The organism is Paenibacillus solani, assembly GCF_050475945.1.
In the GTDB taxonomy this organism is placed as follows: Bacteria; Bacillota; Bacilli; order Paenibacillales; family Paenibacillaceae; genus Paenibacillus_AQ; species Paenibacillus_AQ solani_A.
The window spans coordinates 1-25992 of the sequence record NZ_JBCMXJ010000029.1; the positions used below are offsets into that span (position 1 = coordinate 1).

Annotated in this window: 25 protein-coding genes and 1 riboswitch; of the genes, 2 read left to right on the forward strand and 23 right to left on the reverse strand. The window is 51.0% G+C overall.

Going from position 1 to position 25992, the window contains the following annotated elements:
- The 16 genes from ABEQ74_RS29240 to ABEQ74_RS29315 all read right to left on the reverse strand — a co-directional run.
- A partial coding sequence (locus tag ABEQ74_RS29240; RefSeq protein ID WP_430125757.1) for a DUF4280 domain-containing protein occupies positions 1–367 on the reverse strand: 367 nt, incomplete at its 3' end.
- A gap of 27 nt (positions 368–394) precedes the next feature.
- Positions 395–937: a hypothetical protein gene (locus ABEQ74_RS29245; RefSeq protein ID WP_430125759.1), complete on the reverse strand. Its 543-nt coding sequence runs from the start codon at positions 935–937 to the stop codon at positions 395–397.
- Positions 938–1570, reverse strand: a complete 633-nt coding sequence (locus ABEQ74_RS29250; protein ID WP_430125761.1) for a hypothetical protein — start codon at positions 1568–1570, stop codon at positions 938–940.
- The gene (locus ABEQ74_RS29255; RefSeq protein WP_430125763.1) at positions 1567–2985 is read right to left on the reverse strand and encodes a contractile injection system protein, VgrG/Pvc8 family; all 1419 of its coding nucleotides are present in this window, start codon (positions 2983–2985) and stop codon (positions 1567–1569) included. The genes ABEQ74_RS29250 and ABEQ74_RS29255 overlap by 4 nt, the downstream gene beginning before the upstream one ends.
- A complete protein-coding gene (locus tag ABEQ74_RS29260) occupies positions 2982–3590 on the reverse strand; it encodes a hypothetical protein (RefSeq protein WP_430125765.1) in 609 nt (202 codons plus the stop codon). Before ABEQ74_RS29260 ends, ABEQ74_RS29255 begins: the two co-directional genes overlap by 4 nt.
- 175 nt (positions 3591–3765) lie before the next feature.
- Positions 3766–4545 (reverse strand): DNA and RNA helicase, encoded by a 780-nt coding sequence (locus tag ABEQ74_RS29265; protein WP_430125767.1) that lies wholly within the window; start codon positions 4543–4545, stop codon positions 3766–3768.
- A 29-nt stretch (positions 4546–4574) separates the two neighbouring features.
- Entirely contained in the window at positions 4575–7220 is a 2646-nt protein-coding gene (locus tag ABEQ74_RS29270) for a molecular chaperone (RefSeq protein ID WP_430125897.1), read from the reverse strand.
- Between the two features lie 34 nt (positions 7221–7254).
- Positions 7255–7947, reverse strand: a complete 693-nt coding sequence (locus tag ABEQ74_RS29275) for an iron-dependent peroxidase (RefSeq protein ID WP_430125768.1) — start codon at positions 7945–7947, stop codon at positions 7255–7257.
- Positions 7938–9227 carry a normocyte-binding protein gene (locus ABEQ74_RS29280; RefSeq protein WP_430125899.1) on the reverse strand — a complete coding sequence of 430 codons (1290 nt, stop codon included), beginning with the start codon at positions 9225–9227 and terminating at the stop codon, positions 7938–7940. The genes ABEQ74_RS29275 and ABEQ74_RS29280 overlap by 10 nt, the downstream gene beginning before the upstream one ends.
- A gap of 5 nt (positions 9228–9232) precedes the next feature.
- Positions 9233–11005 carry a PP2C family protein-serine/threonine phosphatase gene (locus tag ABEQ74_RS29285; protein WP_430125770.1) on the reverse strand — a complete coding sequence of 591 codons (1773 nt, stop codon included), beginning with the start codon at positions 11003–11005 and terminating at the stop codon, positions 9233–9235.
- A gap of 52 nt (positions 11006–11057) precedes the next feature.
- Positions 11058–11897: a PP2C family protein-serine/threonine phosphatase gene (locus ABEQ74_RS29290; protein ID WP_430125772.1), complete on the reverse strand. Its 840-nt coding sequence runs from the start codon at positions 11895–11897 to the stop codon at positions 11058–11060.
- A gap of 12 nt (positions 11898–11909) precedes the next feature.
- Positions 11910–12431, reverse strand: coding sequence for an FHA domain-containing protein (locus tag ABEQ74_RS29295; RefSeq protein WP_430125774.1), 522 nt, complete (start codon positions 12429–12431; stop codon positions 11910–11912).
- A gap of 32 nt (positions 12432–12463) precedes the next feature.
- A complete protein-coding gene (locus tag ABEQ74_RS29300; protein ID WP_430125776.1) occupies positions 12464–13057 on the reverse strand; it encodes an FHA domain-containing protein in 594 nt (197 codons plus the stop codon).
- Between the two features lie 34 nt (positions 13058–13091).
- Positions 13092–13541: a DnaJ domain-containing protein gene (locus tag ABEQ74_RS29305; protein WP_430125778.1), complete on the reverse strand. Its 450-nt coding sequence runs from the start codon at positions 13539–13541 to the stop codon at positions 13092–13094.
- A 155-nt stretch (positions 13542–13696) separates the two neighbouring features.
- A complete protein-coding gene (locus tag ABEQ74_RS29310) occupies positions 13697–14122 on the reverse strand; it encodes a membrane-associated protease 1 (RefSeq protein ID WP_430125780.1) in 426 nt (141 codons plus the stop codon).
- Between the two features lie 195 nt (positions 14123–14317).
- The gene (locus ABEQ74_RS29315) at positions 14318–16486 is read right to left on the reverse strand and encodes a transcriptional regulator (RefSeq protein ID WP_430125781.1); all 2169 of its coding nucleotides are present in this window, start codon (positions 16484–16486) and stop codon (positions 14318–14320) included.
- Positions 16487–16956: 470 nt separating this feature from the next.
- Between ABEQ74_RS29315 and ABEQ74_RS29320 the strand changes: the two genes are divergently transcribed.
- Complete coding sequence (locus tag ABEQ74_RS29320; RefSeq protein WP_430125783.1) at positions 16957–18192, forward strand: VWA domain-containing protein; 1236 nt, start codon at positions 16957–16959, stop codon at positions 18190–18192.
- Positions 18193–18221: 29 nt separating this feature from the next.
- Here ABEQ74_RS29320 and ABEQ74_RS29325 read toward each other — a convergent pair whose 3' ends face one another.
- Together ABEQ74_RS29325 and ABEQ74_RS29330 are read right to left on the reverse strand one after the other, a co-directional pair.
- Positions 18222–19151: a serine/threonine protein kinase gene (locus ABEQ74_RS29325; protein WP_430125785.1), complete on the reverse strand. Its 930-nt coding sequence runs from the start codon at positions 19149–19151 to the stop codon at positions 18222–18224.
- 192 nt (positions 19152–19343) lie between these two features.
- Complete coding sequence (locus tag ABEQ74_RS29330) at positions 19344–20510, reverse strand: dicarboxylate/amino acid:cation symporter (protein WP_430125901.1); 1167 nt, start codon at positions 20508–20510, stop codon at positions 19344–19346.
- 201 nt (positions 20511–20711) lie between these two features.
- Here ABEQ74_RS29330 and ABEQ74_RS29335 point away from each other — a divergent pair, with 201 nt between their 5' ends.
- The gene (locus ABEQ74_RS29335; RefSeq protein ID WP_430125787.1) at positions 20712–21239 is read left to right on the forward strand and encodes a hypothetical protein; all 528 of its coding nucleotides are present in this window, start codon (positions 20712–20714) and stop codon (positions 21237–21239) included.
- 63 nt (positions 21240–21302) lie between these two features.
- On the opposite strand, the gene thiE is transcribed toward ABEQ74_RS29335, so the two are convergent.
- The 5 genes from thiE to ABEQ74_RS29360 all read right to left on the reverse strand — a co-directional run bounded on the left by thiE (position 21303) and on the right by ABEQ74_RS29360 (position 25891).
- Entirely contained in the window at positions 21303–21986 is a 684-nt protein-coding gene (gene thiE / locus ABEQ74_RS29340) for a thiamine phosphate synthase (RefSeq protein ID WP_430125789.1), read from the reverse strand.
- The gene (thiD, locus tag ABEQ74_RS29345; protein WP_430125791.1) at positions 21983–22816 is read right to left on the reverse strand and encodes a bifunctional hydroxymethylpyrimidine kinase/phosphomethylpyrimidine kinase; all 834 of its coding nucleotides are present in this window, start codon (positions 22814–22816) and stop codon (positions 21983–21985) included. Before thiD ends, thiE begins: the two co-directional genes overlap by 4 nt.
- Positions 22813–23655: a hydroxyethylthiazole kinase gene (thiM, locus tag ABEQ74_RS29350; RefSeq protein WP_430125793.1), complete on the reverse strand. Its 843-nt coding sequence runs from the start codon at positions 23653–23655 to the stop codon at positions 22813–22815. The genes thiD and thiM overlap by 4 nt, the downstream gene beginning before the upstream one ends.
- 55 nt (positions 23656–23710) lie before the next feature.
- Positions 23711–24397 carry a thiaminase II gene (gene tenA / locus ABEQ74_RS29355; RefSeq protein WP_430125795.1) on the reverse strand — a complete coding sequence of 229 codons (687 nt, stop codon included), beginning with the start codon at positions 24395–24397 and terminating at the stop codon, positions 23711–23713.
- A gap of 150 nt (positions 24398–24547) precedes the next feature.
- A riboswitch (TPP riboswitch) is annotated at positions 24548–24651 on the reverse strand.
- Positions 24652–24868: 217 nt separating this feature from the next.
- The gene (locus ABEQ74_RS29360) at positions 24869–25891 is read right to left on the reverse strand and encodes an ABC transporter substrate-binding protein (RefSeq protein WP_430125797.1); all 1023 of its coding nucleotides are present in this window, start codon (positions 25889–25891) and stop codon (positions 24869–24871) included.
- Between the last annotated feature and the right edge of the window lie 101 nt (positions 25892–25992).

The window sequence follows — 25992 nt, forward strand, 5'->3', positions numbered from 1 at the left end:
TGATCTTTCCGCCCATCGTACAGTACAGCTCCGATTCCGTCGTTAATGCAGATTGCCCTTCCACTTTTACCGATGTCTTGGTTCTAGTCCAAGGCTCTCCGGTCAGCATCAACAGACAAGGCTTTCCGCTTACTTGCCGGCCATCCGGCAGGATGAGGTGGACCTCCTCGCCGCTCGTGTTACTCGGATGAGTGCATATTCCAAACTTGGAGATATGGATTTCAGGCTTGCAATCCGTCTCGTTCATCATTGGCTTCTCACTGACAAAAGAACCATGACTTACTGGCAGATTTATTTTCCGAGGATGGGTCCCACAATCGCAATAAATATCCGCTCCGCGGACGACATATTCACTTTGCTCCGGCATCTAAAGGTCCCTCCATCATATCTATATTCAATCTTCCAAATACTCTTTCTCAGTAGGAACTCGTCTCAGACTAACACCAATCAGATCCCGGCGAAGAATGCTCTCTGCTATATCCAAACGAATAATGATCAGTGGAGTCTCGCTTTCTTTGACCCGGAAGATTCGCTTCCCCCTGATCTTCTCTTCGTTCAGCACCAGATGACGGATGACACTACCGTCCAGATTGAATTCCGTATTCGGGCTTAACGCCTCAACTTCTTCAAATATAGGCAAGTAATAAAGCAATTGTTTTCCACGCGCACGATCGATTAATGGGGTAAGCTTGAATAGACAGTTCGGTTCATACAACTCAATGAGCTGCTTCATTTTCTCGGAGACCAGGTACAGCTGCGTAGTCAGTAAATCCAAAGCCTCCGCTTCCTCCGTGGCTATTACTTGAAAAATCGTTGTATCTGCCAGATGATCAGATTTCAGCCGGTTTATATGACGGATATCGATATGCTGCCGCACATCCTGCAGGATAGGAAACTCTGTATAACGATCGTCCTGCTGCATCACAAAATAATCCACTTAGCTCACCCCCGCTTCGCCCTCGGTCTGCACAGACTCAGGACCGCCATGCAGGATCTCGCTCTGATCCCGGTATTCCCCGGCCAGAATGGCGATTTCCGCCTTCTTACCCATCTGTACATAACCCTTGCCTTCCAATAGTGAAGCCACTTCGCTTCGCAGATACTCAACCGCGAATATATGGTACCTGACCGCTTCAATTTGCATAATCCGCTCGATATCCATTTGAGTTATTTTTCGAGCATAGTCGTTCTTCACCTGGCTTAATCCGGAAAACCGCTTAAACAACGGATCAAAGATAAAATCGGCCCTCCAGCTTCCAGCACACTCCACAGGATCCAGGAACCACTTTTCGTCGTATAGATCAATCCGATATTCGGCCCGCTGCTCCAACATGCTCGACCTTAGCCAGGAAAAATATATGTACTGAATATCTCCTTTGAGTCCTTGCTGTTGAAACTTCAGAGCCTCCATGCACACACGGTCAACCGCTTCAGCCAATGACTTCTCAATTTGAATCCGACTCTCCGTATAGACATCGTTGATTACCAGAAGGTCCTCCTGCCAACGGTCGATGATATGCTTCGCCAAAAAATCACCAAGTGCCGTTTCCCGATCCATCATGGGTCTCATTCAATGTTCACCCGGCCGCCACTGAGCGTCACTTCGTCCTCAATCTTCATAGTGGCATTGGCTTGGACGATCTCAATCCCGCTTTCTCCTTGGAGCAGAATTTTGGCCCCACCCGTAATCTCGATATCTTCCTCGGCGTTCAGTGAGATTTTCTTATCGCTGTTGATTTCAATGCCCCCATCATCTGTCAGCTTCATCAACAATTGGCCGCTGGCAATAATCTCAATTGAACCTGGCTTAAATATCACCTGCTTGCCGTACTTGGTGCTGATGCTTTTGACAGATGGGTCACTGCGTCTTGCTGGGTCGGAAGAATCCTTGTCCACGGAGCTAGCCGCAAATGCGTTCTTTTCCCGTTCATCCGGAAAATAGAGCCGCACCTCATCTCCCACCTCGGGCATACAATACCATCCGCTGCCATCTGGAGATGAATAGACCGTCGAGTACGGGAACCACATCGATTCATTCACCGGCTGATCCTGGTCGATCTGAAGACGAAGCTTGACTTTATCGTTGGCCACATCGAGTATTTCTCCAAACAAAGATGTCCCTGCGAGCTCATAGCAATACGCTGTACGGCACTGAACTCCGCCTCGGTCTTTCAGTTCATAAATGTGGATCACGACATCATTCTCAATTCGGCTCTCTGCCCTGGTGACATATAACGTCCGCCCATGGAACTGAACCGCTCTGCCTAGCTCGACCCATACATAACTCATCACGGTATAATTCATACTGTTATGTTCATCGATGCCGTCTACGCCATTTTCTGCTTTGAGCTGATAATCTCTGAGGTCTTTATGAACCGTATAGTTGTACTCGTCCAGCTTCACGGGTTGGCCCGTATCTGGAAGTCCGATATAAAACTTGATTCCAGCATGGGAGCTCACCGGAACAAGCGGAGCATGGAAGTGGGAAGCGATCCGTTTAAGAAACATCCAGTCCGTTTCCTGGTACTGTACCAGCAAGCTGCCGATCGACTTCCCCCCGGTCGCATTGTCGATAAAATCGGATTTGGAATACCCAGCCATCACCCGTTGGAACAGCTGCGGATAGGACATCTGCTTATTTTGAAACGAGCGGCTTTCTTTACGGACATCCATGTTGATTGTGGAGCTGTACGCCTCTATCGTCAGACTGCGAACGTCCCGTACCGCCTCCACCCTCATGTTCGTGACCGGACCGCGAAATATGATGGTCTCTTTGTTCTTCTCACGAAGCTTGACCTCAATTTGATCCCCGGCTTCAAGCTGTTCGACGTACTTGTCCAGCATCTCTTCAGCCACAATTCCACTGATTGTTATCCTTGCATGATCATTCATCGGTCTGACCAGTTGCATTTCCGTAATCCGTTCAAATTGATACGGGGATACCGTGATATTGGCCGTAGAATGGATCGTTAACGTCTGGCTCATCCCTGTTCACCCTCCTGATCATTTTGGATCTGCACAACGGTCATCTGTTCAATCACCTGATACGCAATGTCTCTCCAATCTTGATAATCGGCATAAGGACAACAGAAGGTCCCCATTAGAACCTCACCTTCCATTTCCAAGAAGAACATAATATTAAACAATGATCCGTCCAGCACCATGCTCTTGAACTCAAAGAAACCTATTGGCTTCCTTTGAGCAGCTTCCTTGATCCCCGTCTCGTAGAACACATGTGAAGGATTGGATTTCTGGATCAGGATCTTCATTCCCCCAGTAAGCTCTTCCACCCATTCGTCCTCGAGCTCGTGATCAATGCGTTTAAACGTAAAATTAATGCTGCCGGCTGCATCCGTCTTGATAATTTCAGGACGCTGCTCATAAGGATATTTAATCACTCTTGCCTGCTGGGGCATTTCTTCGAAATCACTTGGAAGATACACCCACAACTTGTCTTCATACAAAGACTCCTTCTGAAACTCATAGTACCTGTTGCCTATTTTGACGGGTCCTTCTAAAATGGAGCGCTGAGTCATCGATTGTTCCGCTTCATTAATAAACTTCGTAATCTTCTCGTCCATAAATGACATAATTGGTGCCCTCCCAACCTTTCAATCAGCTATGGCCCTTCGACCCAAGTGTAAACACGAATCTGGAATCGGTAAGGCGCCCATTCGTGGCTAAACTCCAGATGTGCTCTCACGGCATGGCATCCCTTCCACCCTACTGATATCCAATCCCTGTCGATCTGTCGTTCTCCCTACCCTAATCCACCAGCATTCGCTGCGGGCCACCCGGACGGTAATCATGGCGTCCGCGGCTGCCGCTCTGAATGTCATTCAAGATTCGATTCAAATACTTATGGATATGCGCATAATCATACTCTCGGTAGCCCATGCCGAGGCGTAGTCCGATATAGTGCTGGATCACGTTTCTGCTAACCGGCCGTTCGCTGCCGAGCACCTGCATGGCAAATGAATAATCGTGCGGCTGTCCGCCGCCTGCCCGAAGTACCGCTTCCGCGTAATAGCGGAGGGCACCGGGCCAGAACGTGCTGTTCCCTATGGACGCATAGGGGGTATGTATTCGGTTCAATGTGTTGTACTCTGTCGCATGATCAGCGAAGTTCTCGTAATCGTCGCGCAGCCGCGCGCCCGGCTTCAGCTTGAACCTTGCAAGCTCCAGCTCGGAATCGGGGTCGGCCATCGATCCGTCCAGCACGACCTCCGCCGGAAAATCCACATAATCCTGATGACGAAGCTCCGGATGAAACCGGAGGCGCAGCACGCTGAGCACTCCCGTCTCATGGTATGGCTGCCTGATTTCTTCCTTCAGCATGTACAGCCTTCCGGCAAATTTGACGATTCCCGGCGTGATACACAGCATATTCTCCTCCAGCCGAATCTCTGCCCCCGCCACAATGCCGGAGGACAGATCGGCGTACAGGATGTCCATCATACCGCGCGGGTAATCCCGCAGCTCTTCCAGCATATCCAGCCTGAGGATTCTGCCCTTGGTGAACATCGGATAACGGTTGTGTAACAAGGCTATCTCCTCCTTGCGTACCCGCCGGTTTATTTCGATCCGTCAAAAAAATCAAGCTCTGACAGATCATTCTCGAATGCAAAAAACGCCGCTTGCCCGATGTACAGCTGCTCCTTGCGTCTGGCTACCGGCACGATATGAAACCCCCAGTGCTGATTACGGGCGAACACAAAAAACTTCACTTCGCCGTTGACGATGGAGTCGGTCTCCTCCTGCGGAATATGGCTGCCGTATTCGTTCTCGATCTCCTCATACAGCACCGCGCGATAGCTTGCGGCATCGCTCGTATATACATACTTATGCCGGAGCCCTCCCGCACTGTCCTTCAGGAACAGTTCGACTTCCCCCACATCAGCCGGGCGTGAGATATGCCCATGAACCCGGTCCAGCCGCTGATGGCACACAATCAGCTCCCGCTCCTGGCGGTTATGCGTGAATGCCGTCACGGAGTACGGCACAACCGGCGCGTGATGAACGATATTGGCTTCAATGCTGCCGGCTTTATGCGCGCTGATATACCGCAGGGCGCCTCGCAGGCACGCCAGCTTCAGCTCAGGCACCTGTCCGGTGTCAGCCGCCTTCTGCTTGAACTCGATGCTTCGTCCCGGCACGAACTCCTTCAAGGCTTCGCGGAATACATCGATTCGGCACGATTGGCCAGTCAGCTTAATAATCGAATAATCCTGCAAAGTGCCGTTACGATAGAACTCATCCAGGAACTTGCGCACGATCTCGTAAATATCCGCCTTGATCAGATGATTGATCTCTTTGATGTTAAAAACGACATCCGGATATTGATACACTTCCTTGAATTGACCATCCTCCATCACAGACAAATACCAACGGTCAATGGCCGTAATATTCAAATCACTCTCATGGCCGATCTCTTCTTCACTCTGGAATCGGTTGCGGAGAACCCCTGTTTTGTGAAAAAACTCCTTCTTCATACCTTCTGCCATTTCCCACAGGAAGTAGAAGTTGTTTCTAACCCGCATATACTCCTCGCGCGTCCGGTTCTCGTACAGCTTGAAGCGTGTCGGAATAATCTCTTCCGCCTCGCGGTATGCGGCCTCGAACGACGAATACACCGACTTCACGCCGTACTCGTCCACGTAACGGAAAATATCGTTGCCGGGAATATCAATCAATCGGTCAATGTCAGCAGAGCCTTTGCCGCCCCGATAGTAGGAGGCAAACACAATCTTCATGAATTGGAGAATACGGAATGTAATGTTGTTGCCGCCAAAGTTCGTATCCCCGTTCTCATAGGCTGTATGAATATCGATCTGGTACGATATATGCCCGTCCTCAATCCGGAATTCGCAGGAGGATAAATCCGTGGTTCCGCCGCCGCAATCAATGACGAGCGCTTTGTATGCCTCTCCATCCAAGAACGAATTCTTCTCGATCTGATCTGCGATGGTATTAAACAGAACCGCCATACCCTCATCCAGCTGCCGATCGTTTTCAATGATGTATTCCGGCAAAATATCGCGGAACATCAGCAGGAACTGCGCCTTCAGCTTAACTGGGCTCGAGATATGGAGCTGCTTGAAGCGGCACTTAAATTGATGCTCGGCTGTGGCAATAACATGCAGCAGATAGGCGCGAATGAGCTCACTGCGCGGGACCACAGCCGCATTCCCGCTTGCATCCGTCACTTCTTCCTTGCGAGCGTAATCATTCACCCACCGTTTCAGTCCGTGCATAACGGTCGCGTGGGAACTGTACCCACTGTTGCGCATCGTCTTCAATGCATCGAAGCCATACTCATATACGATGCCTTCCGGATCGGAGCAATCCTTTACGGCGATCACGGTTGGCAACAGCTCGATCCATTCTTCCGTCTTCTTCGATCGGTCCGCGAAGGAGACGTAGTTGATCGCATCCAGGCTAATTCGCTCCTGCAGTACGTCTGCCTCGCTCCGGTTGCCAATGTAGTTGCTGTCCAGATAAGCCCCTGCCGTCGTATTCGTTGTTCCGAAGTCGATTGCCAGTACGGCGGAGGTGGTCTCCAGCTCGCGGATCTCCAGCTCTGAGACCGGAATGCGGTAATAATACAGCTGAGTTGGAGGCAATTGCTCCTCTTCGTAGTAAGACTTATAGAGGTAGTCCGAGTCCTGCTCACGGAAGAACAACAGGCTGTAGTTCCGGTTCAGCGTCCGCTTGATTTCCGCTTCCTGATCTGCGGCGAGACAGAAGCTTCCCGGCTCATCGCCGTCCTTGATCAGATTCAAGATGCCGCACAGCTCATTCTGATCGTTAACCAGCAGCACATTGGATTCTGATAGAATCCCACCCGCCGTAACACGATAGCCGTCCTTGCGGTCCACTCGCATGCCCGGATAGAGAACCATTCTCGCCGGAGCTTGAATGCCGCCTTCACCAGATAAAGGCTGGTTCAAATATTTGCGCAGCGTTCTCTCAACTCGCTCGAATCCACCATTCTTATAATTACGGATAAGCCTTCTGCCCTCAGCTCCCCGAAACTTGAGAATGAGCGAGATTAGCTGATCGCGGTCCAGCGTATTGACGAAGCCCTCCACCAGCTTCTCCCGGAAGCAAATGTCCCGCAGCTGGAATGTAGTCATCTCGGCCAGCTCGCTTGCGGTATACTTCGCGTCATAATCCGTCCTACGCCCTTCCTTCCCTGTATACAGCTTGTAAGAATACATGCTCGTCACCGTCCTTTCCCCTTATATCCACCAGTCAATATAGTGCTGTGCTGCCGATCGCCATGGTTTCCCCGATTCCGATAATGCCAAAATGCCGCTCCCAATAAAGCTCCAGATGAAACCGCAGCGGCAGGAACAAATCCCGAATCAGATCGGCCCTGTTTCTGTCATCCAAAGTTTCAGGCACCCCAAGAACGACAATAATCTCATCCCGCGCCTCGCAATTGGCATAGACGAGACACGAAGGATATGCCATGCGGAGCGTGTCCTTGTACCAATGCAGCGCTTCACCGGTTTCGTGCAGCTGCAGCATATTGCGGGCAATCCATTCCTGCTGCTCCCTCTCGAATAGCTGAATATGCTCCTGGATCCGCTTGCCGAAGCGGCCTTCCTTGATATCGCGCAGAATAAACTGGATATAGAATTCGCGCCGGTTCATTCCTTGCATCCGGTCAATATCCGCCAGAAAATGCACGATAATATCAAAGAGCGCTTCTCTCAGCTCGGTATCCGCATCCAGATTCATATCCGCGAGCCCGCCAAGAATATCGTCGAACCGATATAACGGGTTCATCTCCACTCGCCGCTCGATCGAAGCGTTCAGCTCATACGGACTAAGCTCCATATACGGCGAGAATATACGTGCTGCCTCAAACACCACATCCCGTTTCTCCCAGCCTGAACGCTCTGCTGCAATCATGAAGTCCCATATGTAGTTCACGCCCATTCTCCTTCGCATAGGTATTCCGGAAAATACAGCTGCACTTCCGAGACCAAGAAGCTCATGACATCATCCATGATAAAGCTCGGCGGCTCCGTACCCAGGTACCGGAAGGTTAGTCGAAGTCGGGCGCGTCCGGCCTTGACTCGGACACGATCATCGATGAACGGGTTCATATCGTAGGTAACGGCCGGCTCGTCCGCCGCATCAGCAACCCGGATATCCATCAACTGTAGACGGGAATTCTCCAGAAGAGACACAATCCGAAGCACTTCTCCCTTCGTCCGGACAACCGGGGACTGCTGTCTGATATAGGCGTCCGTAAAACCGCCGTTTCGCCGGTTAGAAGCCAATTCATAGTCTGCTGCGGCAGGACGGTCATCGAGGGAAGATGGCCGGACCACTTTCAACAGCCGCCATACCTCAGCCCGGTCCTTCGGGGATACTACGGTCAATTCATGGGTGCCATGCTTGATATAGCGAATGTGTTCCGGCTCGGCATCTACCAAATAACCATGCTGTGCCCCTCGCTTGCGGATTGAAAACACATGCTCGTAATTCACCTTGTCCCAAGCCGGTGATGGAAATCCGACCGTTTTCAGATATAGCGGCTCAATATTCCAGAGGGGAACCATATCGCTGCGCTTGTACGCTTCGAATTCCTCCAGATGGACGGTGATCTCGATAATCTCTTCCTCCGGTGACAACTGGCAGCCTTCTCCGGCAAGAATGACATCAAAGAACTTTGCTGCGTAGGGATGATTCACCGTTCGCCATGGGAGATGGTTGACGCGGAATATGTGATACAGCTTCTCAATTTCACGGATATACATCCGATTCGGCCGAAGCTGGACCTGAATTTCATGGGAAGCAAGCGAAGTCTTGATCACCCCTTGAAACATGCGATCATTCCTTGTCCACAACGAACGAAGCAGCTCATGCCGGCATTCCAGGAACAGCGTTGTCAAAGTCACTGCCCGCCCCCGGCTCAAGTCGTCGACAATGGCCATCATGTCAAATGGTTTCTTGTGGATATCATCATGAACCATCGGAAACAGATAATGATGAACCGGATCCAGCTCCTCTCGTGGACAGACCGTTACATAGACATCGTACTTATCCTCTTCCTGCCGGACCTCATCAAAAATGCGCTGTTCAAGCTCCCGGTTCATCTGCTCCTGATAATCCACCAAGTTCGTGAACAAGCCGCTGACGATCTGCTTCAGCGCCCGCCGCTGCTCCAAATCTTCCATCCGGTTTAACCGATCGGCCACAACATCTCTCATGCTGCTCAACGTCCTTCATCCTCCCCGTTCTGCTCTGGGTCCTCACTCACATCCTTGGAGGGGGCTTCAGCTGCCGTACTATCTGGGAACTGCTCCTCCATATTCTGATTCGTAACTGGTGGAAGAACTATGGCCTGCCCGCCAACGTTTGGTGAAACATAGCCGCCAGGCGCTGCCCCATACTGGCCATCAGCCAAAATGCCGGGCTGCTGCACGTTCTGGCCTGCAGGTACCTGTGGAATCGGATTCAGCTTCTCTTCCGCCTTTGTAATCTTTCGCTCGATGCCAAGCACCTTCTCCAGCATATCAATCTCCTGATATACGGCCTGCGCCATGATATAGGTATCGATCGCTGCCTCGTAGCGTTCCTCTGCCAGGCTGCGATCCGCCTTGGTTTCCAGCTTCTCGCCTTGCAGCTTCTTCTGCTCCCGCGTTATGCTCGCGAGCTTAAGATCCGCTTCATCCAGCGTCGCCCTGATACTCTTCTCCACCGTGGATAAGGAATGTTCAATCGCTAACAGCCGAGCTCGATCCAGTACCAGCTTGGCGCCGGTATAGTCGCCGCTCTGCATTTTCATTTCCCCATCCTTCACAAGCTCCATCACCTTCTGCACATTACCGGCTTCCTCTTCCTTCTTGGCGAGCAGCTCTGCGTCAAACACCGATATGCCTTGCGCTTCTTTTTTCGCCTTGCCGTAATTCGTCAGAGCCTTCTCGTAGTCACCTTCCTTCAGCGATTTGTCACCCTCCACAATCAATTGGGAGACTCGCAGCTTCCGGCCAAGAAGATTGGTATGAATCTTGTTCTTAACCTTAATTGCGTCATTGCGACCTTCACTGTATTCCTTGACCGCTTCCGCATAATTCTCATCTTCTATGTATTGATCTCCGTTCTGTTCATGCTGCACGATTCCGGCAGCGGCTTCCGCTTTCTTAGCGACTTCCCTCGCCTTATACACATAGGTTCCGCCCCCGACAAGAATAAGGGGAATAAGTACGGCTAAAGCCAGCTTGATATATTTCTTGCGCCGATTCGGGTCCTCCTGGTAAATCTTGTTCGCATAAACAGCGGCCATCGTATAATTCGGGATCACCGGACGCTGCTTGCTGAGCAGCACATCTTCCAGCGTATCAATCAAGGTGCCCGGTTTCTCAGCCCCTTCGACGGCTGCCTGGATCTCGCCTCGGTTCACACCTTCCCACGCACCCGGCGTACACATCAGCAGTACGTCACCATCACTGAGCTTTCTTTTCTTGGATACATACGGCTTAAATCCACCCGGCATCCCTAAATAATTCAGCAGATTGTGCCGCTCCTCATGGCGGTCAACGGCTTCGTCGCTCAGTCTCCCTCGATCGGCCAACACCTGCGCCACGCTTTGGTCATCGCTCTTATACTTCAACCGACCGTGGTGAAAATGGTACAATCGACTGTTCCCTGATACGGCATAGACCATTTTGGAATAGTTGGTTACGACCATGATCAGGCTGGCCTTGAGTCTGACGCGCCGGCTCTCGAATCTCAGAATATCGCTGGCTTCCTTCAGATAGCGTTTCAGGCGGAACCGGGACAGTGTGGGCTTTTCCTGAAAATTCTCCAGCAGCACCTTGACCGCGGTCTCTGCGCTCTCAACCTCATCGTCCGTGTCGAGACCGTCAGCCATTACCCAGCAGGCCATATCCTCCAGCTCCATATAGGCGAAGTAATCCTTGTTCGTTATGAAAGTCCCCTCTTCGGAGAGAAATTCCGTCAGGAACTCACTGTTTTCCCTTCTCATCCGTACCCCCGCTTTTCGTATCGATCCGTGATCTTTGACACTACCGGGCAGATTAGCGCATCTGCTCCAATATCATGACCGTTGCGTTGTCCTGGTGCTTGTATCCCTTATCTTCAACGGCTTGGATAATTTCTTCCGCCGCTTCATTGGCACTGATCCGCCGGGTCAAAATACCTTCCAGTTCCAGCTCCGTCAGCGTGTTATAGACACCGTCACTGCACAGCAGGACCTTGTCCCCCTTTTGCAGGGAAAATGGCTCCGGACTGACATCCAAATTTTTAAAACCGTCATAACCTAAATAATTGATCAGTCGCTTGCGCATCGGATGCCGGGCAACGGCTTCCCTGGTTATCTCACCGGCAAGATACCTGGCCTCCAGCTCATATTCGAGGATATGCTTGCTGTTCATCGGGATAAACTGGCCTTTGCGGAACACGCTAATGGTGCTGTCTCCGACAGCCCCCCAATACAGCTTGGAGTGGTGAATGACGGCTGCTACCAGTGTTGTTCCGCCCCGCCCGCCTCCGAGACGGTGAAGAATCTCCCGGTTACTGATTCGGGCAGCACGCGTAAAATATGAGGGATAATCATCCGTTTCCTCAAGCTGGACGAACTCCCGGATGAATGCAGATACCGCCACTGTGCTGGCCATCCGGCCGTGCGCGAGCCCACTGATCCCGTCCGCCAGAACAGCTAGCGTCCCACATTCCGTAGCTACGCTGGAGAAGTAATCATCCTGTTCAGATCTCCTGCCGATGGTCTGTCCGTTTCCGATCATGACGCCAGGCCCGGCCTCCCGCCGAAGTAAACGCTGCCTGAATATAACAAGCAGGATCAGCGCTGCCGCAAACAACAATGTGACTACATAGGGGACATACTCTTCTCCGCGCATAAATAACCGCCCTTAACCCGCGGTATTATCCCACTCAAAGTGGCGGCCGCATAGCGGAATAAAAATGAACTTGCTTCGTCCGAGCTGGACGACGTCATAAGGAGTGAGCTCAACCGGAGAGTAAACGGCTTCATTATTGTGATAGGCAAGACCTGAGGCGTCCCCCGGCAGCAGATAGAAGTTCCGTTTCTTCGGATCGTATACGATAACAGCATGGTTCCTTCTGGAGATTGCATTGTCTCCGATAATCCGCACATGCATATCCTCCGCCCGGCCAATGAAATTCTTCTCGGCCATGATCCGGTAATCCTGACCAAGCTGCGGCCCTTCAATGCATACCAGCCACCCCGTAACCGGGCTTACTCCTTCGGTCTCGCCCAAGTATGGCATAGTTCTGTCATCAGCCTCTCCTACGGCTGCGAGGCGAACATCGTTTTTGGCAGGCTGGTCTACGGATATGTGGCAATATGGACAGGTGGTTCCGTGCTTGCGTGTGCTGAACATATGTCCATTGGAGCATCTCGTCAAACTCATAACATTCGTTCCCTCCGAATAGAAGTTTTTGCTTACTTGACCATTAATCTGGTGTTTGCGATGTATATAATGTCATCCGGGTCGATCTTGCACGGCTCATCTGAGGCAAGCTTGGTCTTTGCACCTTTTCCTCCACGCTGAATTCCTGTGCCGTTACGCGATTCCACGTCCTCGATATACCAAAGCCCGGCCACACGGTTCAGCACGGCGTGATGCCTGCTGATCAGAGAGGCATATTCAGAGTCGGACAAATCGACGTCTGCTTCCCCATCTACGGAGCTTTTGCCGATCAAGAGCGAAGTTTCGCCCTGGATATACCATTCCTTGGTCCGCTCCCCGTCCTCGTTCAGCAGAATAAGCTTCGAAATCGGAGAAGCTGCTTCCCACGCCGTCTCTCGCGGAAGGGGGCGGCTGCGCGCATAATATACGGCATATCCAACGGTTAATGCGGAGGCTGCAATGCCTGCCGTCCATTTCAAAGCCGTACTGTCACTGTACACAAATACATAAATCAAGGTGGAAGCCGTAACTATCGCGATCACCAGATCCAGGGCAATCAGCCAGCCGGATCTCTCCGGGCGGATTTGCTCCTGATGGTCGGCTGCCAAGCCGGATGAATCTCTCAACGTTATTCCCTCCGTAACTTAAGGAAATCTGTAATCAGGACTTTCCTTTTCGAATACCAAAAAAACGCTCGAATGTCTGATTCGTAGGAATGGGTCCATCCTTCACCGAATGGGAACCGCCGCCCTTGGAAGCGGATTTGTCCTGCGAAGAAAACCCGAAAAATTGCGAGAACTGCTCCTCCATCTTGGATGGATCGAATGGCTCGCCTCGCATGTTCCCGTTATGCCGCGAACCGCTGCGGCCACGCGCTTCTGCCTCCTTGCCTCGCCGTGTCCCGCCGCTTCTTCCCCCGTCATAGGACTCGCGGGCCGCAGGGTCGGACAGCACTTCATAAGCCTGCTGCACCTCCTGAAATTTCCGGGCAGCTTCCTGGCTTCCTTGATTCACATCCGGATGATAGCGCTTAGCCAGCTTCCGGTATGCTTTCTTAATCTCCTCAGCCGGGGCAGACTTCTGCACTCCGAGTACTTCATAAAAGTTCATGCTGCTCATCACCCTGATATATGACTTCATCACCCGCACCTTTCGTTTAGCGAATGCGATCGCACTGCCGGATGGGCGGATATGGAATTAAGAGGCCAGTGACGGCCCCTTAATGTGTTCCACCGATATTGCGAAGACTCTAGGCTATATGTATGCTAAACTGCATATCCGCCTTCGATTTTGGCAAGCTCGGTTTTATCTTTCTTCTGCTTGATCAGTATGCTGAACATACCGACACCTTCGCTGTCACCAAACACTTCGTTGTAATCCACGACGAAAGCGTTCGGGAAATGCACCTTGCGCACAACTTGGTCAGCTGCAATAACTTCCAGCGTCACCTTGCGATAGCAGTCCGCTTTCTCAGCAGGCACCAGCGACCAAGTAGCCAGCTTAAGCGTATCGTCAGCTGCTTCGCCATCTACCGCTGTGATGATTTTGCCAGTGATCAGCAGCGTTGCGCCTACATCAGTGGATCTGGCGTTGGAATCATCCGGCGTATCTGTGTCGTAAGTTACCGTCTTGATGTTATCGAGCCCGAGCTCGATCGTTTCTGCACCTTCTACTTTCAATCTGAATCCCATGTTCATTCCTCCTATTGGATAATTGCTTCCCATCCGGTGAATTTTGCGGACGGGTGTATGTTAAGAAGCTACCAGCGAACCGGTCGCCTCCAACATATCCTTAATGCCGGACCGGTCCCCTTCACCGCTGCCATTATGCTGCCGTGCTCCAGCAAACTCGGTCCGAAGGATATAAATATTCAGTATTACATTCGATTACGCTTTGACTGCCGAAGCGCTCTTCGTGATCGTGACCTCCAGATTCTTAACATTGCCGTTATAAGCAAGGTCGATCTGACAAAGATTGGTCTTTTCATCAATCGTGAAGTTCATGTCGTCTCCGTCCTGAAGGATGGAGTTCACGAACCCGCGCGTCGACATCCAGCGGCTCTTCTGACTGCTCGGATTGTTGCTGAAGAACCGGATAATGTTCTCATGCTTGAAATCCCCGGTCTGGAACCGGAGCATCCGTTCGATATAGGTACTGACCAGCGTCTTGTACATAGCGTCATAGCCATCCTCTGCAGGTGCGAGGCTTCTGGCTTTATATACCGTAATCCGCTTGATATCCTTATCCTGCAGCTGTGAATTCTCGGAAGAGAACACAAATCCAAAATTGCGGCGGTTAATCGCATCCTTGATATTATTCGTAAAACCTGAGATCTCTTTGGCCATCGTCGTTACAGCCCTCAGGCTGTTATCGCCTGCTTCAATGTCAAAGCGGACGCCCGGGTATTCCCGGCTGACGTTCTTGAAGTTTTCCCGTAAATATTCAGGGCACTGACACGCGGATATAATGCCGGCAGCTACGTATGCGGCGCCGATGTACACACCCTCAATCCACAGCTTCAGAATATCCTCTTTCTCTTTGGATAACTGAACGCCGTGCTCAGTCTGCAGCATTCTGCTGTCAATGATCACGCCGGATTTATCCTTCGGAATGACAGTGAAGTTCGGAAGACACGGAATGGCGAACTCGCTGTAATCCTTGCGCGTGAGCATGCCGCATTTATCGAGATACTTCTCCACACCTGCCGTTGCCAAGTTGTTAAATGTCGTCTCTTCCCCTGTCTCGAAGCTGAAGAACACTTGCACCTTGTAGTTCTTCACCGTATCCAGCAGCATGGAGAGGGACTCCATCGTATTGCCTTCCTGCTTGGCCGCCTTCTCGCTGCCACGGAAGCGCTCGCGGCTGATTCGCGCCCTGCCCGAAGACTCCATCTCAATCGAAGGCACGATGCCGAACCATACGGTATCCGTGAAATCATTCTTGGAATTCACCGTATTCAGGTAAGCTTCAAGCCGAGGAATATTCGTGCTCTTCGCCAGCATATCCGGCTTAGCATTAGCCACAAGAAGAGATGGCTGCATCCCGCGGTTCTTGGTTGTATATTGATCAAAGAACATTTTGACGCCGATAATCTTCTCGACAAGCGGCTTCACTGTTTTCACGAAGTCATCCTTGGCGTTCTTGTAAAATTCCAAATATGTATTGTAATTACGAACCTCAGTCTCGATATCCACCTCATTCTGCACGGACGGCAGCGGGCAGAAGGTCCGAACTACCAGATCCTTAACGTAGGCGGAAGGGGCTTCGGTCACGGCATCATAATCATCTTCAAAAACGAGAGCCAGCTCGCCGCTTGCCGATTCATCCAACAACACCAGCTCAGTACTGCTGCTCTTCGGCGCTTCGATGATCTTCAGTTCGCCATTGTCGCCGATGGACAGCATGCCGATCTGAACAGCCTCCATCTGCTTGTCTTCCTGGGCTCCACCGAGAAGCAGTCTCGTTTTGATATCCTCAATGGCCAGTGGCAGCATCGCCATGACATTGTTATAATTTTTGCTCGCGTCCTCAAACATCATGTTGAGCTTGTCCCCAAGCTCCAGCTTCTTCGGGTCGCCCTCATCCAGACTTTCGTATTGCCCGTGCAAATAATGAATCTCCTTACGCACCTGGCGAATATCATCCATCACTTTCTTGGGTGAAATCATATCGAGCAGATTCTCGAATTTAAAGTCAACGTTCGGGATGCCCTGACTTTTCTTAGTGTCGATTAGCGTAAAGAGCATCTTCAGGAAGTCATTATCCTGATTTACTTGAATTTCGGAGATGGCCTCGGCAGGAATGCCTTCGGGCTTCTTCAGGGTATAAACGACCCGCTGATTCGCCGCATTGTAGAAGGAGTAGACCGTCGGCGAAAATTTGGTTAAAAATTCATCAAAATTCTTGACCAGCAAATGCCGGTTAATTTCCTTGATCTTCTCATCGCTCAGGCTGTCGATTCCTCGAACATCGCCTACCAGCGTAAGCAGATCCAGCACCTCCGGATTAATCTCCTCGAATAGCATCGTCCGATTCGTTTGATTAATAATGTCCATGGTCAGGGCTATCGGAATGCACGTGATCCCGATAACGTCCTCCTCTCTATCCTCTAGTGCTTGGTTCCCCCTTGATGATCACGATTATCATATTAAGGATATTGAATTTTTGTCAAATCAAGGAAATATAGTTCTTTTTTCTCAACCATGAGTCTACAATCCTATTTTTCTGAATAATATTTACCATTTATTAATATAATCGAAATTTATTTCCTTATTTTTCTACAGCAATAACGATATCGATGCATAATAAGTGAAAAAAATTCATATTTTTACATTTCCAAATAGGAATAATATACCTATTTATCAAAATTATCGGACCTAAAAATAAAAATTATGTCGAAAAATACCGCTTGCTTAATTCCTTATTTATCAGTATTTTGGTGAATAGGTGTATATTGTTAGGAAAAATAATCCATAACTGTTTTTCGAGAAAATAATAGTATTAGAGAAAGGGTCGGTGCTTGGTGATGTTTAAGAATCGAAGGAAACGGATCCTCTCTGGTATAAGCCGATTCGCTTCCTTATCCATAGTTCTGCTGCTTGCTTCGATGCCGACAGCATTTGCGAAGTCTTCAAATCTGGCAAATTCGGAAAACGACGGGCTCCCGGAAACGACAACCCTTATGATCATCGATACCAGTTATTCCATGCGGGTGAGCAAGGCGGATATTACACTCCGTGAAATCCTGGGTATCTATCATGAACTCACCGCGCCATCTTCACGCATGGGATATATCGCCTACAACGAGAGTATCTCAGGCGAACAGGCGCTTCTTGCCAACAGCAGTACTAATCATGAAGCCATGATTCAATCGTTGCAGGATATACGTTATACCGGCTTCTCCGACATGCCTCTGGGACTAGATCGAGGCATGAATCGCGTGTTGGAACTTCGACAAGAGGATCCAGCACAGATTCGGCTGCTGCTTCTCTCCGATGGGGGACTGGACTACCGCGGCGGCGATGCTGGTGGAGCCGGACAGACCAAGCTGAATGAGCTTCTGAATCAGGCGATGAACCAGGCGATCCCCATCGATGCAATCGCGATCCATCCGGCAGGAACAACGGAACGTGAAAGACTGCAGCGGCTTGCAGCAGATACCGGGGGTATGTATGCCGAAGCGACTCGCCCGGGAGAAGCCGCTACCGCTGTCCGTCAAATTTTGGCTGCTTCCCATGCCACTTCGGCATTCTCTTCAGCGCTTCCCCTATGGATCGGCGCAGTAGCCGTAGTGCTTGCAGGAACGATCGCTTTTATCTTGACACGCCCTCGTAGAGCGATATCCGGCAGAATGGAAGGCTTGTTCCTGCGTACGGCAAGCGGGAGCAATCCTCCGATGAAGAATTGGATGCTAAGCCATGTTAGCCCACATGAGACGCTGACTCTGCAGCATCTGTTCCACCAATTGGATGTTCACGAACCGCTTCCGGAGGCTGCACGCATCCGGTTTCGATCCGGCCGCGGCAACCGGCTAATCGTCAGCAGCAGCAGTCGCTGTGTAATCATGAAGAACGGCAGAATCATGCCAAGGGATCGGAAGATTGTGCTCCATGATGGCGAACAGATCTACATTACATTTGAGGATGGACGAACCGAGCTGGTTCTAACTTATAAGGCGCATCGGACCAGTCCGAGAAGGATTGATCCTCCGGCTGTCCCTATGGATATTCCTGAAGAAACAACAACAAGCAAGCCGGCCTAGATGGCCGGCTTGCTTGCATAAGTGGATATTTATTCATGATATGAGCTTTCGTACTGAGCGGCCGAACGGCCACTTTTGCGATTCCAACGATAGCGTTCAACCATAAGCGCTGCCTTTAGCAGGGAAAGTGATGGTCTGCGTTCTCGGAGCGATAATCCCATCATGATAACTCGGGACAGAAACGGGCTAAGCCTTGGCTCGAGCTGCCTTATCGGGAGGATACGATCCTCAATCAGACGTTCGCCGATGTCGGGCGGCGGCTGACCGCCCAAAGCCGCATAGATCGTCGCACATAGGCTGTAAACATCGCTGTGCGGACCCTGACGGGATGTCTCTGAATACAGTTCAAGCGGGGAATAGCAGGCAGATGTCATGATCGTTCGTGATGCATCATGGCTGCGACTCCATGACGCAGATCCCAGATCAATTAACCGGATTCCGCCATTCTTTAGGATCATCACATTCGCCGGCTTGATATCACGATGGATGCAGCCTTGTCCGTGTATAAACTGTACAGCCGCGATTAACGGGAGCATTACGCTATTCAGCAGCACTTCTCGGGGCAGCTTCCCGTCCTTCAGCATTCTCTCCATCGTTCTTCCACGCAGATACTCCATCACGATATACACTGTTCCATTCTCTTCAAAATGACGCTCATGCCGAACAATATGGGGATGCGAAAGCCGCTGCATCGTCTCTGCTTCGCGAATAAAGGCTGCCTTCAGCTCGTCATATTTCGCCTGCTGGTTGCGCATCCTGCATAGAACCTGCTTGCCGTCAAGATCACGCAGCGACAACGTTCTCGGGTAGAACTCCTTAATTACGACAAGGTTTCCTGCCAGGTCACGCCCTAGATACACAAGCGACAGTTCGCTTTGAGCGAAAATTCTCTTCACAAGATATTGGCCGTGCAGTTTGGTATTACGCAACAAGTAAGGCCCGTCTTTTTCCGGTTTCATTGCTTCCTCCGTCTTCCTCTCGGATCTCATTAGACTTTCATATTCGATATGGAAGACAAGAATCCTTTTCACAGACTAGCAAATTCTGGGATCAATGGGATACACTATTGATATTGAATCAACCAAAAAGCCAGCCCCTCACACTAATACGTGCTAGGGCTGACTGTCTTCATCGTACATGTATTACATCCGTTACGCAGATTCGGTTTTGCTTATCCGATCTGTGATTACGGCGATGGCGCCATCGCCGGTCACATTGCAGGCCGTCCCAAAGCTGTCCTGGGCAATATAGAGGGCGATCATGAGCGAAGTCAGCGTCGTATCGAAGCCGAGCATAGACTCCAGCAGACCTAATGCTGCCATGACGGCGCCACCAGGTACCCCCGGAGCGGCAATCATCGTGATGCCTAGCATCAGGATGAAGGGGAACATCATTCCGAGCGTGATCGGTATCCCCGACAGCAGCATCACGGCCATCGAGCAGCTTACCAGCGTAATAGTGCTTCCCGATAGATGGATGGTAGCGCATAGCGGGATGACAAAATCGGCGACCTTTCCGCTGACCCCGTTCAGCTTGGTTTGACGCAGCGTAACCGGGATGGCTGCCGCCGAAGACTGCGTTCCGACTGCCGTAAAATAAGCCGGCAGCATATTCTTCAGCATAGCCAGCGGATTCTTGTGTGCAATCTGACCCGCAATCAAATATTGAATGGTCAGGTAAAGTACATGCAGGACAATAATCATCACGAATACTTTGGCGAATACTGACAGGATCATGGTCACCTGCCCACCATAGGCCAAATTGGCAAAGACGCAAAGGATATGGTACGGCAGCAGCGGAATAATGACCGCGGATATCAGCTTCTCGATAATCTCCCGAAAATCCACCATGACCTTCTGCAAGGCTTGTCCCTTGATAACAGCCGCTCCCAGCCCCAGCGTAAAAGCAAGCAGGAGAGCGGTCATCACGCCAAATACGGGCGGCATATCTACTTTAAAGAAAGGCTCCAGCAGTGACTCCTCCGGATTGGCGAAGGAATTGACCAGACCGCCAGTCTGAAGAATATGCGGATACAATAACGTTGCTGCCATATATGCCAAAAGCCCCGCGATAATGGTAGAGAGATAGGCAAGACCCGTGGTCACGCCCAGCAAGCGGCCGGCCCCTCTCCCCAGCTCCCCGATCCCGGGGGCAATGAAGCCGATAATAATTAAGGGTATGGCAAACCCGAGAAAGTTTCCAAACAACCCGCTAAACGTAGCCAAACCGGCTACCAGCCATTCCGGCGAGATGGAGCCGACCGCGATGCCGAGCAGGATGGCAATAAGAATTTTCGGCAGTAAACCAAGCTTGTTCATCTTCATGTTGCTATCACCTACAGATGTTATTTTCCATTCCAATGTCCACTCCAGGAGGACGTATATCCACTGGAAACGGAACGATCAAACTTTATCATATTCTGGATACCATTGCATTGGGCAAAATATGACAATAACTATCCGGCCTTTTTATCTTATGTGCGTTCATGACCAGGTCGTGACTACAGGAGGAAGTATCTAATGAAAATGAATAAGAAAACTACGATTATAGCTCTTGGTGCAGCGCTTGCTGTATCAGGAACTAGTGTCTACGCGAGTGACTCATTCACAAACATCTTCTCTTATAAAACCGATAATCTTAAAGAACAACAGCATATTAAAAACGTCGAGAACAAGCTTGTTTCTTCATGGAATTTAGGGAGAGAAACCATCTTAAATCAATCCATTACATCCGGGACATTCACAACACAACAGAACCTAAGAGAATGGAAAATGGTAAACTCTGTTGAGTTTGAAGACAAATTATTTTCAAAATTCAAATCAAAAGAGAAGTCCTCTTTTATGGATGCGTTCTATGGCGAAGAAAGAAAGTCAAACCTGGAAGTAGGAGATTACATGCCTGCGATTCTAATAAACCCCGAATTAACGGAAGCTAAACAGTTTTGGCAGAAGCATGATGGTTCTTATATTGTCATTAACATGAAAACAACGAAATCAAATGGTACAAAACAATGGTATGTAGAAGGAGAGGCAGAGCGCATACACTAATCCCTAAAATTATAAAGAGTGTCGAACGGTATTCATTCGACACTCTTTATATTGTAAGTACTATTAATGGTTAGCGTGATTTCTCAAGAAAAAGCGCTCAGCCTCCCCTACAATGGTCTTCACTGCCTGCCGTGCTGACTCCGCCCTCGTCACGGCCGAGATCACGGCGATGCCATCCGCTCCCGCGCAGAGAACTTCCTCCACGCGCTCTGCGGTAATCCCACCAATCCCGACCATTGGCAGATCGATTCCCGACTCGCGCAATGTGCGGAGAATTTCGGGACCTTGCACAGCCCTGGCATCATCCTTCGACCTGGTCGGATAGATCGGCCCGATACCAAGATAATCGGCACCGTGGCGAATGGCACGCTCGGCCTCTTCTACCGTATGCGCAGAGACACCGAGGATGCGGCTGCCAATCCGCTTCCGGACGTCAGCTGCGCATTCGTCATCCTGCCCGATGTGCACGCCGTCGGCGTTCAGCTTCAGGGCTAGCTCTACATCGTCATTAACGATGAAGGGCACGCCCGCTTGGCGGCATTGATGCTGAATTCGGCGAGCCAGTTGAATCATCGGCTCGCCAACAAGGGCTCGATGTCCTTTCTCGCGGAACTGAACCATGGTTGCTCCGCCAGCCAGTGCTTCCTGCACGACATGGATTGGATCAACGGGACAATCAACGCTGCCGAGCACGAGGTACATTCGCAGATGCTGCCTCATCACTGCGGGTGCCACTCTCCCCGTCATAGCCGCACCTCCTGACGGCAGCGATACGCCCAATGATTCGTTGGGCCATGTCCCTGCCCGAGGTTCAAACCATCCTCAATGGCAGCTTGGATAAAGGAGCGCCCGGTTCGGATCGCTTGCATAGCGTCCAAACCTTTGGCCAAGCCTGCGGTAATGGCAGCAGAGAAGGTACACCCTGTACCGTGCGTATGTACGGTATGGATCCTTGTGCCGCGTATTTCCGTAAAGGTAGTACCATCATATATCAGGTCAATGACAGAGGGACTGCCTGTAGCCAATCCGTCGTCATGTCCGCCTTTGACCACAACGATCCGGGGACCCAGATTATGAATACGTCTTGCCGCATCCTTCCGGTCTTCCATCGTGCGGATACGCATCCCCGCCAGTACTTCAGCCTCAGGAATGTTAGGTGTGATGATCAACGCCAGCGGCAGCAAATCTTCTATTAAAGCCTGCACCGCTTCATTTCGCAGCAGTGCCGCTCCGCCCTTGGCAATCATTACGGGATCGACTACGACCTTCTCCCAGCCAAATGCCCGAATCTGATCAGCAACCAGACGAATGATCTCCGCATTAAACAACATGCCTGTCTTCAATGCATCTACTCCAAGATCTGAGCCCACCGCTTGAATCTGCTCTGCGGCTGCTTCGGAGGGGAGCGGATATACGCCATGGACTCCCAGTGTATTCTGCACGGTGATGGCTGTAATCGCCGACATGCCGTATGCGCCGAGCTCCTGGAACGTCTTCAGGTCAGCTTGAATGCCGGCACCGCCACCGCTGTCGGACCCGGCTATCGTAAGCGCCCGAGGCACATGTGTCTTGTTCATCTTGTGCCGCCTGCAGCCGTTGTCTCTGCTTCACGGATTGCGGCATATCCCTTCAGCGAGCCGGGCTGAAGCTTCGCGAGCTCATCCAGGAAAGCGATCTGGAAGCTTCCCGGTCCAAGGTTCGCAGTTCTCTCCGCAGCCTTGGCAGCCGCCGCCCCGTAAAAGGCCAGCCCTGCCGTACCTGCAAGCAGCAGGTTCGCTTCGGCTGCGGCAAAGGCACCCAGCACCGAAGTGAGCAGGCACCCTGCGCCGGTGACCTTCGTGAGCAGAACATCTCCGCCGCTAATGATGCGCCCGTTGGTTCCATCTGTAATTACGTCCTCTTCACCGGTTATGGCCACGATTGTGCCTAAACTCCGTGCGGCCCGCACAGCCAACTCGGCGTCATGGCTGCCTGCACTGTTCCCGGCATCTACGCCTTTGATCTCACGGCTCTCCCCGACAAGATGAGCAACTTCGGCCGCATTCCCCCGCACGAGTGATACCTTCACCTCGCATAGAATACGCAGCGCCGACTCGGTCCGAAAATGGGTCGCCCCCGCACCAACCGGGTCCAGTAGTACCGGGACGCCATGGGCATTCGCCGACTGCCCTGCGATAATCATCGCGTCCACCAGTTCGCGATTCAGCGTGCCGATGTTCAATACAAGGGCGCCCGCAATGGCCGCCATGTCGGCCACTTCCTCAGGCGCGTATGCCATAACCGGCGACGCGCCCAGCGCGTACAAGCCGTTAGCCGTAAAATTCGTAACCACCACGTTCGTCATATTGTGAACGAGGGGGCTCGTCTGCTGTACCTTTGTTAAAAGCGCCGAAACTTCTTTTTCCCATGAATGCATACGAATCAGCCTCTCTTATCTATATTGGAATTTATTGTATTAGTCATAGCGGATCTTATCCTACTACAGTCTGGAGCGGCACCGGCCATTCCTCCTGCTTATAAGCCATGTCCCAAAACATATACTCCAGCTGGCAGCTCAGCATAAAATGCCCCCTCATCCGTTCCCGCTCCGCAGCGGTTGTATGCTCCGCCCACTCATCGACTTGCTCGCAGAACGCAGCGGCCGCATCGTCAGCACGGTTACCGTAGAAATAAATCCAATCATAGAACGGGTGAGATTCATCGGGTTTTAACTCTTCCAGCAGCTTGCGACCAATCTCCAAGTACGTCCATGGACACGGCAGCAGCACGGCCATAATCTCACCCAGACTGCCCTCATGCGCCACTGTCAGCATATGATGGATATAATGATGCGCGGACGGAGCAAGTGGATACCCTTGGAGTTCCTCATATGTCACACCAGCGGCTGCGCAAAAATTCTGATGCGGATGCACCTCGCTGTTCAGAATAAATGAAATCTGTTCGTTAAAAACCGCGATCTCTTCACGGCTGGTCGATTTGGAAATCGCGATGCCGTATATACGCATATAAGCATTCAAATACTCAAAATCCTGCTTCACATAGTGAATCAGCTGTTCCCGCCCAAGCTTCCCCTCGGCGATGCCTCTTACAAAGGGATGATTGAAGATTGCCTCAAAAATACCGTCCGCCTGCTGACGGAGCTCTTGCGTGAAACTCATGGTTTATCCCACCTCCAACATATTGAAGAGCAGGAAGTCCGTAAGTCGCGACTTTTCCAAACGACGCAAAAAAGCCGCCCCCGAAAACTGGAGCGGCTTCGACAACAAGCCCGGCACGTGCTTAACAAAGCAAAGCATACCGAAACTGTATATCCGAAGGCTCCACTTTCCTACGCTAGTACGAACTAGATCAGGTTCAAAGGGTCCAAGATACGCTCTTGTCTCAGCCGCCAACGGCTCCCCTAGTGGACTTCCTATTCTTTTGTCTATTACTGTACCTAGGTTTGCAGCAGGTGTCAAACATTAACGATGGAACCAAAGAATAGGAGAGGTGGGCGCGCCCCCGTAACTAACACAAAAAAGGAGACCCCTCAAGATCTTAGATCTTGCGGAGCCTCCTATATTCTGTTTACCTGGCATCATCCAGGTTATGATAGATCGTCGTCTGCCTGCGCATCCATCTTCTATAAATTACTTAATGCCATAATACTCTTGCAGCTGGTCGATCATCAAATTCGCTGCCAAGATGCCGCCTGCTGTATTCCAGATCGCGTCATCCACTTTGTGGGCTTGACCGTTCTTGACGACATTCAGGTTTTTCCATAGCGGATCGTTGATCCACTCCTGCTCGGTTTGGTTGGCGCCGCCATCCCCGGTTTCATATGTGAAGTAGAACAGTCTGTCGGCGTCCGCCTCAGGCAGACGTTCCTTCGTAATCTCATCCACGAAATCATCCTTGGCATTCTTCGTCATGTCGTTACGGGCGATACCGATTTGATCAAAAATGACGCCTGAGAACGTATTGGTATGATACACTCGCGTCTTTCCTGCCATGAAACGGACCACAGAGACAGTCTCGTCCAGCTTGCTTCCGGCCTTCTCTTTAAACTCCTGGATCCGCTTGTCGTAAGCAGCCAGAAGCTCTTCACCTTCAGCTGTTTTGTTCAATGCTTTGGCATACAGTTCAAAATTGTGCTGCCACTCGCCGCGAAGGTCCTCGGCAAATACGGTCGGCGCGATCGCCTTCAATTGCTCATATACCTTCTCCTGACGCATCTTGTTGCCGATAATCAGGTCAGGCTGCAGACCAGCAATCAGCTCGATGTTCGGCTGGCTTTCCTCCCCGACAACGGTAACGCCTTCCATCTGATCCTTAATATGCGGATACCACGGATCGCCTGTCCAAGATCTAACGGCACCTACAGGCTTTACGCCCAAAGCAAGGAGCGCTTCAGTTCCTTCGTTCGTGAGGACTACTACTTTTTTAGGCGTTCCCTTGATCGTTTCCGTGCCCATGGCATGTGTAACTTCATACGTTTCGTCAGCTGCGCTGCCGTTGTTACTCCCTGCGGTATTCGTCGTGTCGCCGCTCGCGTTGTTTGCGCCCTCTTTCGCTGGGCTTGCTCCACACCCGGCAAGAATCACGATCATGATGAGTGCCAGCAAGCTAAACTTGAGGCCTCTCGCTGATTTATTCGCCATTCCTTTTCCCATTTCTGTCTAAATCCCCCTTGTGTTGTATCCCTCTATTTGAAAATCATTATCAATCACTGATTCAAAACTATAAAGGGTATGCTGCAAAATATCAAGATATT